The organism is Guyparkeria halopsychrophila (genome assembly GCF_044582135.1).
In the GTDB taxonomy this organism is placed as follows: domain Bacteria; phylum Pseudomonadota; class Gammaproteobacteria; order Halothiobacillales; family Halothiobacillaceae; genus Guyparkeria.
On the sequence record NZ_JBDODP010000032.1, the window covers coordinates 1 to 13,556 of the forward strand.

10 protein-coding genes are annotated in these 13,556 nt (G+C 61.7%); 2 read left to right on the forward strand and 8 right to left on the reverse strand.

Going from position 1 to position 13,556, the window contains the following annotated elements; genetic code table 11:
* Nucleotides 1-52 precede the first annotated feature (52 nt).
* Nucleotides 53-1,294: a hypothetical protein gene (locus ABGV18_RS10910; RefSeq protein WP_396586048.1), complete on the forward strand. Its 1,242-nt coding sequence runs from the start codon at nt 53-55 to the stop codon at nt 1,292-1,294.
* A 279-nt stretch (nt 1,295-1,573) separates the two neighbouring features.
* Here ABGV18_RS10910 and ABGV18_RS10915 read toward each other — a convergent pair whose 3' ends face one another.
* The 8 genes from ABGV18_RS10915 to ABGV18_RS10950 all read right to left on the reverse strand — a co-directional run bounded on the left by ABGV18_RS10915 (nt 1,574) and on the right by ABGV18_RS10950 (nt 12,477).
* Nucleotides 1,574-2,308: a hypothetical protein gene (locus ABGV18_RS10915; protein WP_396586049.1), complete on the reverse strand. Its 735-nt coding sequence runs from the start codon at nt 2,306-2,308 to the stop codon at nt 1,574-1,576.
* 108 nt (nt 2,309-2,416) lie between these two features.
* Complete coding sequence (dnaE, locus tag ABGV18_RS10920) at nt 2,417-5,944, reverse strand: DNA polymerase III subunit alpha (protein ID WP_396586050.1); 3,528 nt, start codon at nt 5,942-5,944, stop codon at nt 2,417-2,419.
* A 271-nt stretch (nt 5,945-6,215) separates the two neighbouring features.
* Entirely contained in the window at nt 6,216-7,052 is an 837-nt protein-coding gene (locus tag ABGV18_RS10925) for a ferritin-like domain-containing protein (RefSeq protein ID WP_396586051.1), read from the reverse strand.
* A complete protein-coding gene (locus tag ABGV18_RS10930) occupies nt 7,049-7,435 on the reverse strand; it encodes a winged helix-turn-helix domain-containing protein (RefSeq protein ID WP_396586052.1) in 387 nt (128 codons plus the stop codon). The genes ABGV18_RS10925 and ABGV18_RS10930 overlap by 4 nt, the downstream gene beginning before the upstream one ends.
* Nucleotides 7,436-7,690: 255 nt before the next feature.
* Nucleotides 7,691-8,764, reverse strand: coding sequence for an ABC transporter permease (locus ABGV18_RS10935; protein WP_396586053.1), 1,074 nt, complete (start codon nt 8,762-8,764; stop codon nt 7,691-7,693).
* Between the two features lie 21 nt (nt 8,765-8,785).
* Entirely contained in the window at nt 8,786-9,844 is a 1,059-nt protein-coding gene (locus ABGV18_RS10940; RefSeq protein ID WP_396586054.1) for a microcin C ABC transporter permease YejB, read from the reverse strand.
* The gene (locus ABGV18_RS10945) at nt 9,845-10,450 is read right to left on the reverse strand and encodes a hypothetical protein (RefSeq protein ID WP_396586055.1); all 606 of its coding nucleotides are present in this window, start codon (nt 10,448-10,450) and stop codon (nt 9,845-9,847) included.
* A 59-nt stretch (nt 10,451-10,509) separates the two neighbouring features.
* Entirely contained in the window at nt 10,510-12,477 is a 1,968-nt protein-coding gene (locus ABGV18_RS10950; protein ID WP_396586056.1) for an extracellular solute-binding protein, read from the reverse strand.
* 109 nt (nt 12,478-12,586) lie between these two features.
* Between ABGV18_RS10950 and ABGV18_RS10955 the strand changes: the two genes are divergently transcribed.
* Nucleotides 12,587-13,381 carry an SDR family oxidoreductase gene (locus tag ABGV18_RS10955; RefSeq protein ID WP_396586057.1) on the forward strand — a complete coding sequence of 265 codons (795 nt, stop codon included), beginning with the start codon at nt 12,587-12,589 and terminating at the stop codon, nt 13,379-13,381.
* Nucleotides 13,382-13,556 lie beyond the last annotated feature (175 nt).

Sequence of the window (13,556 nt, forward strand, 5' to 3'; positions counted from 1 at the left end):
CCAATAGGTTGGAGCGACACACATTTTTTGAAAGTGGCGGAAAACACATGCAATGGAATTATTGAAAAACCCTCCACTACGCTATAACGTAAACAGAAACGCAAACACAAGGAGCGGGACAGAAATGAGCAGCCTATTAGTAAATCTTCGATCATACCGACCCAGAGATGGAAGAGACTCTCTAGAGAATTTCATTACCGAAGCATTCCGTTGGATCATATCCAAAACCCCGCCCCTAGAAAAGGAGATTCTTTCCTTAGTAAAGGAAAAAATTGGACATGAAGAATCAATTGAACTCGGAGAACAAGAGATGGGATGGCATACTCAGTTCGGGCTAGGATCAAAGAGGCCTGACATGGTTGCCGATAACGAGAACGCTTTGCTCATCTTTGAACACAAAATTTGGTCAGATTCCAATGAAAGACAGATACAAACATACAAGGATCTCGCCGAAAAGCATTACCCATTCCGCCAAAATGCTGTGATATTAATCGTCCCTTCAAGCGGAGGTTTTCAACAAACGGCAGACGCATGCCTGTGCTGGCATGAAATATATACAAAAATGGAAACTATTTTAGGAACAAATGACCTCAGTGAGGTCGAGGAAGCATACATATCCGATTTCCTAGAACTGATGGACCATGAAGGCATTGGCCCTCCGGCCCCAGTCTCACAAATCGCACTCCGCTACTTTTCTGACACTGCAGAGCTGCCAAACAACCTTAGCCGGCTGTATGCGCAAATAACACACGAACCGTGGACAAGGGAACTGCCAGGATATGACATAGTTGAAAAAGGGTCGAAATGGGGTAGAGTCGGATTTTATCTTCATCGCAATAATTCGCCACTAAAATGGTCGCCTGCGATCGCAGTCTGCACACTTCTAGACGGGAGAGATCACTGCCAAAAGGAAAGAGTATTACTGGAACCACTAAAACTCCAAATAATTTTTAGTTTTAGCCCACATCTACATAATACATATGCTGCACTACCAGAATACAAAGTATTCACGGAATTTTTAGAGAATTATGCAACAAAAAATGGGGCGAACTTTTATAACCATCTAGAGGACAGAAAAACCAAATGCAAAAACAAATACCACCCACTTTGCATTGAGTGGCCGTTGAAAGAAATTTTGAAAAACACCAAAACACTTGAAGACCAAGTAAATGCGGCGAGAGAGAAAATAAAACCGCTCATAAGCGAAGCAATCAGTTCAGAATCGTTCAGAAACCTGACTATCGCTCTGGATGAGACAAGGACAAAAAAATATAACCAGCCGAGAGACGCTTGACTGCCCGGCGGCGCCTTGGAATTCGGCCAAGCAATTACCCGAATTTCGCCACAACAAGCCGTCGGGTCGAGCCGCCCCATCCGCTGCGATTAGACCTGCGGGGTCAAGGCGTCGGGGTGTCCTTATTTTCGCCCCTTTCTTGGACAAGTAAGAAAAGGGGCTCGCGCGCCGAGCACCGTGATTCAGTTCAAGCCCCTCACTCAATCGGCGCGTGAAATTGTTTCACCAGCAACCTAGATAATTAGACTCTGATCCACCAAAAAAAACCCTCGTGGAGGCTCAAACTCGGCCAAAGGGATCATAATAACTATTCCCCAACTCCGAATCTTTTAATCCCCAAAAAGGAGACAGGTGGGCCATATGCGCCTGAGCCTCCGAGCCGATTCTTCCTATCGTGTATAGCCTAGCCAACGACCGAGCAAACCTTTCTCCGATTACGACCATCTCTGAGTTCAACTCGCGATAAATATTCTGAGGCGCTGGATTCTCACCCATCTCTTGAACAAGGTCATCCCTAGATAAAAATATACTTGTTTCGATTGCCTCCCATTCCCTCTCTGGTGGCAAAGAGTCAGGATCTTTTCCCAACACAACATCCATATGGTAGTACCTGGCCGACTTCCCAAAACGGGTAAGCGCTTCAAGAAACGAGAGGAATCTGTCACTCTCAAGGTAATCCCAATCTTCCTTGGCAACAGGGATGTGACCAACGTACTCGGGAAGGAAGCATTTATTTTTCACGAGATCCAAAAGAACCATTAGATCATGACCATTGCGGCCTACTGGAATTTCTTTTATTCCTGGAAACCTTCCCTCAGTCTCCAAAAACCGAAAACACAAAGTAACCTTCATCAACCGCTCGAAACCGGAAGCTAACGTCAGCAAGGGAAGATGATAAAAATCATTACCACCATGTAAAGACTGAACTTGACCAAGCCCTGCCTTAATCAGCCTCGCTGAGGTTATCAGCTCCTGATCAACAGATAGCTTCTGCTGAATGGAAACTCGCGCCATGAAATAAACTCACCCTAAAGCATTCTTCCCGAGAACAATGTGATGCCTCATATGCCCTCCTGAGGCGAGACAACTTACTCAATACGGTTAAGGTGACGAGCGGGTTATTTACGAGCCATTGCGCCCGGGATAGTACGCCGCCGCCTTGGTAACGGTATCCAACTCCTCCAACCGCTCCATCAACGTCGCCTCCGGCGCCACCCGCCACTCGTCGGCAAGACGAAAAGCCCCCCGCCCCAACTCACTCTCCACCTCGACGATCACCGGCAACCCCTCCGCCTCGCGAAAAGGCTCGACGATATCCAGCAACCGCTCGGTCGCCTCGATGCCGCAGTCGGGGGTGAGCGCCACGGTGACGCACTGCGCAAAGCGAGCGCGGGCCTCGCCGATGGTGTAGATCCGCTTGTGGCGGATGCGCAGGTTGCCGTTGAACGAATCGAAGGAGACGTCGCCCTCGACGATCACCAGCTGGTCGCGGCCGACGCGGTCGGCCAGGGTTTCGATGTCGTCGCCTACCAGCCGCATCTCGCCGCGACCACGGCCGTCGTCGAGGGTGATGAACAGCTGCTTGTCGCCACTTTGCGTGCGCATGGTGCGCTCGGCGACGCACAGCCCCGCCACCACCGCGGGCGTGCCGCGGACGAAGCCACCGCCGGCAGCGGCCGCGGCGGCCTCGGCCTTGTCGGTAAGCGCATCGAGACGCCCGGTGATGAAGCACTCGAGTTCATCGAGGTACTGATTGATCGGGTGGCCAGTGAGATACAACCCGAGCATGTTCTTCTCGAGGCGCAGACGCTCGTCGTCGGACCATTCCGGCACCGCCTTGATGGGGCTCGCGACGGCGGTTTCCGGCTCGTCCATGCCGCCGAACAGGTCGCTCATGCCCGCCTCGGCGGCATTGGCGACCTGGCTGGCCGCCTTCATCGCCTCGGGGATGTGGGCCTGCAGGGCCGCGCGTGACGGACCCAGCTCGTCGAGCGCCCCGGCGCAGACCATGGCATCGAGCACGCGCTTGTTGAGAGCCTGCGCGCCGACGCGCTGACAGAACTCGTTCATGTCCTTGAAGGGGCCGTGCTCGGCGCGCTCCTCGACGATGCGCTGGATGACGCCCTCGCCCACCCCGCGGATCGCGCCGAGACCATAGACGATCTCGCGCTCGCCGCCGGCGGTGAAGCGGTAAGCGCAGCGCTGCACCGAGGGCGGCACCACCGCCAGCTCCATACGCCGGCATTCCTCGATCAGCCCCACCACCTTGTCGGTGTTGTCCATGTCCGCGGAGAGCACGGCGGCCATGAAGAACGCCGGGTAGTGGGCCTTGAGCCAGGCGGTCTGGTAGGCGACCAGCGCATAGGCGGCCGAGTGCGACTTGTTAAAGCCGTAACCGGCGAACTTCTCCACCAGGTCGAATATGTAGCCAGCCTGGTCGACATCGACGCCCTTTTCCTGGGCGCCATCGAGGAAGATCTGGCGCTGCTTGGCCATTTCCTCGGCCTTCTTCTTGCCCATCGCCCGGCGCAGCAGGTCGGCGCCGCCCAGGGTGTAACCGGCCAGGATCTGCGCGATCTGCATGACCTGCTCCTGGTAGACGATTACCCCGTAGGTGGGCTTCAAGACCTCCGTGAGCCAGGGGTGGAGGTACTCGACCTCCTGCTCGCCCTTCTTGCGCAAGATGAAGTCGTCGACCATGCCCGAGTCGAGCGGGCCCGGGCGGAACAGGGCCACCAGGGCGATGATTTCCTCGAAGTTGTCCGGCTGGAGCTTCTTGATCAGGCCCTTCATGCCCTTGGACTCGAGCTGGAACACCGCGGTGGTCTCGCAGCGCTTCAACAACTCGAAGCTCTTGGCGTCGTCCATGGGGATGGCCGAGATGTCGATCGGCTCTTCACCGGCCTGCTCGCGCTTGGCGTTGATGGCCTTGAGCGCCCAGTCGATGATGGTGAGGTTGCGCAGGCCGAGAAAGTCGAACTTCACCAGGCCCACGGCCTCGACGTCGTCCTTGTCGAGCTGGGAGGCCGGCGAGGCATGGTTCGCCTCGCAGAACATCGGCGTGAAGTCGGTGAGCTTGCTCGGTGCGATCAGCACGCCGCCGGCGTGCTTGCCCACCGAGCGCGGCAGGCCCTGCAATGCCCCGCCCATGTCGATGACGGCCTGGACTTCCTCGTCGCGGTCGTAGAGTTCCTTCAAGTCGGCCGAGTAGCGCTCGGGCTCCTTCTGACTCTTTTCCGTGCGCCCGAGGGCATCGTCGAGCGTGACGTCCATGCCCGGCTTGAACGGGATCAGCTTGGCGATCCGGTCGACGAAGCCGTAGGGATAACCCAACACCCGGCCGACATCGCGGACCACCGCCTTGGCGGCCATGGTGCCGTGGGTGGCGATCTGCGAGACCGCATCGCGGCCGTAGCGCTCGGCGACGTAGTCGATGACCCGATCGCGGCCTTCCATGCAGAAGTCGATATCGAAGTCGGGCATCGAGACCCGCTCGGGGTTGAGGAACCGCTCGAACAGCAGGTCGTAGGCCATCGGGTCGATGTCGGTGATCAGCAATGCCCAGGCGACGATCGAGCCCGCGCCCGAGCCGCGACCCGGCCCGACGGGAATGTCCTGACGCTTAGCCCACTGGATAAAGTCCGCGACGATCAGGAAGTAGCCGGGGAAGCCCATCTGGATGATGACGTCCAGCTCGCGCTCGAGCCGTTCGCGGTAGGTCTGGTGGTCCTCCGCCGGGACACGCTCGAGGCGTGCTGCCAGCCCCTGCGCGGACAGCTCGCGCAGGTAGTCCGATTCGGTCTGACCCGCGGGCGTCGGGAAGTTGGGCAGGAAGTTCTCGCCCAGTTTCAGCGTGACGTTGCAGCGCTCGGCGATGGCGAGGCTGTTGTCGATCGCCTCGGGGAGGTCCGCGAACAGCTCGCGCATCTCGGCGGCCGTGCGCAGGTACTGGCGGTCGGAGTAGTCGCGCGGACGCCGCGGGTCCTCGAGCGTGCGGCCCTGGTTGATGCACACCCGCACCTCGTGGGCGTCGAAGTCCGTCTGGTCGAGAAAGCGCACGTCGTTGCTGGCGACCACCGGCAGCTCATTGGCGATGGCGAGGTTCACGGCCGACTCGATGAATGCGCCTTCGTTGACGCGGTTGGTGCGCGTGAGCTCGAGATACAGCCGATCGGGGAAGCGCTGGGTCCAGAAGGCCAGTGCGTCGTCGACGATGTGATCCAGGCCGTGAACCAGGCCCCGCCCCAGATCGCTATCGACGCCGATCAGGGCGATCAGGCCATCGCTTTTCTCGGGCGTGAGCCAGTCGCGGCTCAGGCAGGGCTTGTCGTCGTGCTGGCCCTCGCAGTAGGCCTGCGAAAGCAGTTCGGTCAGATGCAGAAAACCGGTGTCGTTCTGCGCGAGCAACACCACACGCGACGGCGGGGTCTGGGCGTTCTCGTAGACCAGGCAGTCCGCGCCGAAGATCGGCTTGATCCCGGCACCGAGCGCGGCCTTGTAGAACTTCACCATCGCGAACAGGTTGCCCTGGTCGGTCAGGGCAATGGCGGGCATGCCGCGCGCCTTGGCCTGGGCAACGGCATCCTTGACCCGCAGGGTGCCGTCGACCAGCGAGTATTCGCTATGAACATGGAGGTGGACGAAGCTCATGCAACCACCTCCCGTGGGAGCGAGCCTCGCTCGCGAAGGCCGCACCAGCGGCCGCCCCCGCGAGAGGCTCGCACACCCCCGAACCGGGGACTCGCGCCTGGCGGCACGATTCGCTTGCAAGGCAAGCTCCCACAGGGACGGACGGGCGTCGTAGGAGCGGCTTTAGCCGCGAAAAGGTCTGATAGCGACCCCCGGTCTGCGCGCCTGAAGGCGCTCCTACGGGGATGGATGGCCGTATCCGATCTGTGGCACATCAGGCGGGCGTTCTCGATCATTTGCCCTCCAGCTGGGCCAGCGTCTCGGCCTCCATGTCTTTCAGGTCCTGCATCTCCCCGTCGGTAAAGCCGGCGGCCTTGCGGCCGAACTCGTCGTAGGGGCCGCGGATGCGCCCGGCCATGTAGTGCTGCAGCAACTCGCGGAAGGTCTGACGCGGGTCAACGCCGCGCTGCTCGCAGGCAAAGCGGAACCAGCGGGTGCCGATCTCGACGTGCTGTATTTCCTCGTTGTAGATCACATCCAAAATGTCGATCAGCGGCTGGTCGTCGTACTGGGCGAGCTTGCGCTGGATGCCGGGGGTCACGTCCAGTCCACGCGCCTCGAGCACCCGCGGGATCAGTGCCATGCGCACCATCACGTCGTGCTCGGTATCGTGGACGGTCTCCCACAGGCTGGCGTGGGCCGGGAACGAGCCGTACTCGTAGCCGCGCTCGCGCAGGTAGGCATTCAGCAATTCGAAGTGCTTGGCCTCGTCGCGGGCCACCGACAGCCAGTCACGGTAGAAATCCGCCGGCATGGCATCGAAGCGGTAGCAGGCGTCCAGGCCGATGTTCATGGCGTTGAACTCGATATGCGCGAAGGAATGCGCCATCGACGCGCGGCCCTCCGGCGTGGCGGGGCCGCGCTTGGGCACGTCGCGCGGGGCGACCAGCGTCGGGCGCTCGGGGCGGCCCGGGTCGGGGACGGGCTCGATGGACCCGGGTGTCCGCGGCACGGTGACATCGGCGGCGGCCATGGCCTCGTCATAGAGGGCACGCACGCCGTCGGCCTTTACTGACGGGTCATTGTCGCGCAGCAAAATGCCGGCACGCTCGCGGATCGTCTGGCTCATCCCTGCCCTCCGCGTTTCTTGGCGCGCTGGGACAGAAAGTCTCGCAGGTCGTCCTCGAGCTCGCGGTAGCGGGCAATCGCCGCGCGACCGGTCTCGGTCACCGTGGCGTGTCCGCCGCCGGCGCCACCGACCTCCTTGGCGACATACGGCTCGTCCTCGAGCTGGTTGACCTCCTGGATCAACGACCAGGCGCGCTTGTAGCTCATGCCCAGGGTGCGGGCGGCGTGGCTGATCGAACCCAGCTCGTCGATCGCCTCCATCAGCCGCACCTTGCCCACGCCCAGATAGTGCTCGCCGGCCTCGTCGATCAGCCACAGCCGGGCGTGGATGCCCGGGGCGTAGGCCTGGCCGGGAAGGCGATTCTGGCGGGATTTCTTCGGCATGCGCGATCGATCCGTGACGGGACGAGTGAGTGGGCTGATGGATCGGCCATGATACCCGAGCGGGTCGGCCGGGTGGCAAGGGAAGGACATGGATTTCGCCGGCTCGGGTGACGAGACCGGGACGGCCGCTGGGGCAGTATCCGGAGCACAGCTCGCTCCACGCAAGCGGGGTCCGTGGGAGCGCCTTCAGGCGCGAAATGCGCCGTGGGGCATCGACGCGTTCGCGGCTAAAGCCGCTCCTACCATGAGTTCCGATCAGCCGCGGCGGGTGTCGAGTGCGTCGCGGGTGGCCTCGCCGACGAAGATCAGCAGGACCAGCGTGCCGACCAAGACGAAGAAGGTCGAGACCGACAGCCACCAGGCGTCGATGTTGGATTTGCCCTGCGAGAGCAGCTCGCCCAGCGAGGGAGTGGACGGCGGCACGCCCAGCCCGAGGAAGTCGAGGCTGGTCAGCGCCAGCACCGCCCCGGAGACACGAAACGGCAGGAAGGTGATCACCGGGGTCATGGCGTTGGGCATCAGGTGGCGGAACATCAGCCTTGGGCCTGAAACCCCCAACGCCCGCGCGGCGCGGACGTAGTCGAGATTGCGCCCCTTGAGGAATTCGGCGCGCACGTAGTCCGATAGCCCCATCCAGCCGAACAGCGCCAATAGCGCCAGCAACAGCCCGATCGACGGCTCGAAGATCGAGGCGAAGATGATCAGCAGATACAGCTCCGGCAATGCCGCCCAGACCTCGATGAAGCGCTGAAAGACGAGATCGGTCTTACCGCCGAGATAGCCCTGCACCGCCCCGGCGACCACCCCGATGGCCGTACCGATCACCGTCAACGCCAGCGCGAACAGCACCGAAATGCGAAAGCCGTAGATCAATCGTGCGGCGACGTCGCGACCGCGATCGTCGGTGCCCAGCAGATGGCGACTATTGGGCGCGGCCGGGTTGGGCTCCTCGTTGTAGTAGTCGATCGTGTCGAAGGAAAACGGGATCGGCGCGCGGATCACCCAGCCGTCGCGCTCGATCAGCTCGACGACATGCGGATCGGTGTAGTCGGCGGCCGAGGCGAAATCCCCGCCGAAACGCGTCTCGGGGTAATCGTTCCACAACGGGAACAACAACTCGCCCTGGTGTTTGACCAGCAGTGGCCGGTCATTGGCGATCAGCTCGGCGCCAAGGCTGAGGATGAACAGGGCGAGAAACAGCCACAGGCTGATCCAGCCGCGACGATGGCGACGGAAGCGCTTCCAGGCCCGAGCGGCCGTGGAAACCTGACCTTCCGCCCCCGCGCCCTTGGCAACGGCGGTATCGGCTCCGGCATCGACAATCGACATCTAGCGTGCTTCCTCGAACATTTACCGCACCGCTTCGAAGTGGATACGTGGGTCGACCCAGACGTAGATGAGATCCGACAACAGCTTGCCGAACAACCCGATCAGGCTGAAGACGTACAGCGTACCCAGCACCACCGGGTAGTCGCGCTGCAGCACGGCGTTGTAGGACAAGAGCCCCAGCCCGTCGAGCGAGAAGATGGTTTCGATCAGCAGGCTGCCGGTGAAGAATGCGCCGATGAATGCCGCCGGGAAGCCGGTGATGATCGGGATCAGCGCGTTGCGGAACACGTGCCGGTAGAGCACCGTGCGCTCGGCCAGCCCCTTGGCCCGCGCGGTCAGCACGTACTGCTTGCGGATTTCCTCGAGGAAGCTGTTCTTGGTCAGCATGGTCATCACGGCGAAGTTGCCCACCACCATCGCGGTGATCGGCAGCACCAGGTGCCAGAGGTAATCGAGGATCTTACCCATCAGGGAGAGCTGCTCGAAATTGTCCGAGGTCAGCCCGCGCAGCGGGAACCACTGCACGAAGCTGCCGCCGCCCAACAGCACCAGCAGTACCAGGCCCAGGACGAAGCCGGGGATGGCGTAGCCGACCAGGATGACCGTCGAGGTGATCGAGTCGAACTTGCTGCCATCGCGCACCGCCTTGGCCACCCCGAGCGGAATGGAGACCAGGTAGGTGAGCAGGAAGGTCCATATCCCGAGACTGATCGAGACCGGTAGCTTCTCGACGATCAGCTCGCCGACGGAACGCTGATAGAAGTACGACTCGCCCAGATTGAAGGTCAGGTAGTTGCCCAGCATGTCGCCAAAGCGCTTATACGCCGGCTGGTCGAAGCCATAGAACTCGCGGAACTGCTCGATCTGCTCCTCGCCCAGCCCTTGCTCGCCGCGGTAGAGGCCGCCGGTGAACTGGCCGCCGGACTCAGCCGCCGCGCCCTGCGTGCCGCCCTTCAATTGCATCATCAACTGCTCGACCGGCCCGCCGGGGACGAACTGGATCACGGCGAACGAGATCAGCAGGATCCCGAACAGAGTCGGGATCATCAAGGCCAAGCGCTTGGCGATATACGCGCCCATCTACTCGGTTCCATCCCTCTGGGTCGGATTGTTCGGAATGCGCGAAGTCGGCGCCTCGCCATCGCAATTCTCCACGCAGATCACGCGCCGTTCGACCTGGCCGCCACAACCGATGTAACACTGATCGAAGGCGCCCTGACAGCCACAGTCGACGTTGCATTCGCGATCGATCACCGCGGCACGAATCTCGTCGCGACTCGGCGCCCGCGGCGGCACCGGCGGGTCGTCGTAGAAACGGTCGGTGTACCAGAACGAGGCCGGGTAGCCGTAGTAGAACGGGTCGCGGTACAGGCCGAACTGCATGGCCCGATCGAGCTGGTAGTACTGGCGCTCGCGCATGTAGACGCGACGTTCGGCCTCGTACTGGTGAAGTGCCTGGCCGAAGGCGGCATCCACCCGCGGCTCGATACCCGCGATGCAGCTCTGGCGGCGCGACTGGCAATCGGCCTGGCAGGCCTGCATGTCGGTCTGACACCCCTGCAGGCAGGACAGCCCTGCCTGGCTCGTGGGCGGCAGGTAGCGCACCTCGGTGGCATAGCGCGGACCGGCACAGCCGGCCAGTGCCACGGCGGCCACCAGGGCCAACAGGCCCAATATCGGGGCCATCCGCCCTACCCTGACCCGATTATGTAAGCCGGTGTGTGATACCGGCCGGTCGTTTGCTTTCATGACGGGCTCCCTCCATTCAGGCTGCTCACGTCGTTGACCACCGGCCCCGGCTGGGGTTCAGCGTGTGTCTCCCACCAGGTCTGCATCACCCACTCCGCGCCACTGAAGTAGCGTGGCAGCGGATCATCGTGGTAGCCAAAGCGGTTCCACCACGCGAGTCGGTGCGCGCCGATGTACCAGTTGGGCACCAGGTACTCGTGCCACATCAGCACTCGGTCGAGCGCCCGGCAGGCGATGACCAGGGCCTCGCGGTCCTCGGCGTAGATCACCGACTCGATCATCGCATCGACCACCGGATCATCGATACCACTATAGTTGCGCGAGCCCTCGCGGTGCGCCGATTCGCTGCCGAACATCTCGCGCAGCTCGTTGCCCGGCGACTGCGATTGGCCGTAGGAGACCACGGTCATGTCGAACTCGAAGCCGTTCATGCGCCGCTGGTAGAGGGCGACGTCGATGGTGCGGTAGGAAACATCGATCCCCAACCGACGCAGGTTGTAGGCAAACGGCGCGACGATGCGCTCGAAACCGCGCTGCGCCAGCATGATCTCGAAGGCGAACACCTCGCCGTCGGCGTGGCGCAACTTGCCGTCTTCCAGTTCCCAGCCAGCCTCCGACAGCAGTTGCTGGGCCTCGATCAGGTGCTTTCGCTGAATCTCGGAATTCGGTGCGAACGGTACCTCGTGCGCCTGCTCGAACAGTTCGGGCGGCAACTGCTCGCGGTACGGCTCCAGCAACTCGCGCTCGGGGCCTGTGGGGATGCCCTGTGCGGCCAGTTCACTGTTGGCGAAATAGCTATCGCAACGAGTGTACTGGCCGTAGAACAGGTGCACGTTCGACCAGTGAAAATCGAAGGCGAGATTCAGGGCGCGCCGGACACGTCGATCCTGGAACAACAGCCGGCGCGTGTTCATGGCAAAGCCCTGCATGCCGGCGTTGTTGTGGTGCGGAATTTCGCGGCGACGGATGCGCCCTTCGTCAAACGGCTTGCCGTGGTAGGCGCGCGCCCAACGCTTGGAATTGGTTTCGTGGAATACGTCGAACTCGCCGGCCTTGAACGCCTCTAGTGCCACCGTCTCGTCCTTGTAGTACTTGAACCCCAGCGTGCGGAAATTGTGCATGCCCTGGTTCACGCCGAGATCCCGCGCCCAGTAGTCGTCCCGACGGCGATAGCGGATGTCACGACCGAAGTTCACCGCCTCGATCTGGTAGGGGCCGCTGCCCGGCAACGGCGTGCGCGAATGCTCGGCGAAGTCGACGTCCAGCAAGGCATCGCGGGAAAACACCGGTAGTTCGCCGATGATCATGTGCAACTCGGGATTCGAACGACGGAAATCGAACCGCACGTGCGACGGATCGACCGCCGTCGCCCCGACCACGTCCGCCCAGTAGTAGCGATAGCGCGGATGCGCGGCCTCCCCCACCAGGGTCTCGAAACTGAAGACCACGTCACGAGCGGTAACCGGCCGTCCATCGACGAAACGTGCCTCGCTGTTGATGCGAAACGTCGCCGACAGACCGTCATCGGACAACTCGAGCCGATCGGCCAGCAGGCCGTAGACCGAAAACGGCTCGTCCCAGGCCCGCACCACCAGGGTATCGAACAGCAAGGTGTTGGTGCCGGTGGCGGCCAGCCCCTTGAGCAGGAAGGGGTTGAGCGAATCGAAGGAGCCGAATACCGACAACGTCAGCGACCCCTCGCGCGGGGCAGTCGCGTTGACGTAGTCGAAATGCGGCAATTCCGCCGGGTAGGCCGGCGAATAGCCCAGTCCCTCGGCAAAGCCGGCGGCCCGCGTCAGTGTCGGCGTGCTCGACATCACGGCCAGGCCGCCCAACCCCGCAATGCGCCGCAGAAAGGCACGCCGGTCGGGCAACAGGCAGTTTGTCCCCTCGACGGGGGCATCGGGCGCCTCGACACAATCGGTCGGGCGCGATCTGGCGGGTGTGGGGTGCTTGTTACTCATCAGGCGAATACAATACGGTGAAAGTCGAACGCAGGCCAAGCATCACCGGAAGGTTTTACCCGCCCGCATCGATGCCGCCGCCCCCACCTTTGGAAAACAGGAGAGACCCATGGGATTCCTATCCGGCAAGCGCGCCTTGATTACCGGCATTGCCAACAACCGCTCGATCGCCTACGGGATCGCCGCGGCGATGCACCGTGAGGGTGCCGAGCTGGCCTTCACCTACCTCAATGACCGCTTCAAGCCGAAGGTCGAGAAGGCCACGAAGGATCTCGATTCGTCGATCTACCTGCCGCTGGACGCGACCGACGATGCGCAGATCGACGCGCTGTTCCCGGCGCTGGCCGAACACTGGCCGGAAGGCGTCGACATCATCATTCACGCCATGGCCTTCGCCCCGCGCGAGGCGCTCGACGGCGACTTCCTCGACGGCATGTCCCGCGAGGCCTTTGCCCAGGCACACGACGTCTCCGCCTATTCGCTGGCCGCACTGGCCAAGGCCGGTGAGCCGCACCTGCGTGACGAGGGCGCGATGCTGACGCTGAGCTACCTGGGCGCCGAGCGCGTGATGAAGAACTACAACGTCATGGGCGTGGCCAAGGCCTCGCTGGAGGCCACGGTCCGCTACCTGGCCGCCTCCAAGCTGGGCGAGCGCGGCATCCGTGTCAACGCGATCTCCGCCGGCCCGATCAAGACGCTGGCCGCCTCGGGCATCGGCGACTTCAAGGGCTTTTTGGATTACGTCTCCACCAACGCCCCGCTGCGACGCAACGTCACCATCGACCAGGTGGGCAACACCGCCGCCTTCCTCTGCTCGGACCTCGCCTCGGGGATCACCGGCGAGAACGTGCACGTCGATTCCGGCTACTTCATCACCGGCATGGGTCGCTGCGACGAGGACTGACTCGCCGATTGGAGCTCGACTCACGATCAGGGCGCCTTCGGGCGCCCTTTTTCGTTTCGCCCCCGTGCGCTTAGACGAAAGCGATAAAAACACGCGGTCCGGCCGAGAAAACTTTGATTGGAAAAGGACATTTCCCACCGCCAAGATCAGACAACTAGGAATATCAGTTAATCAG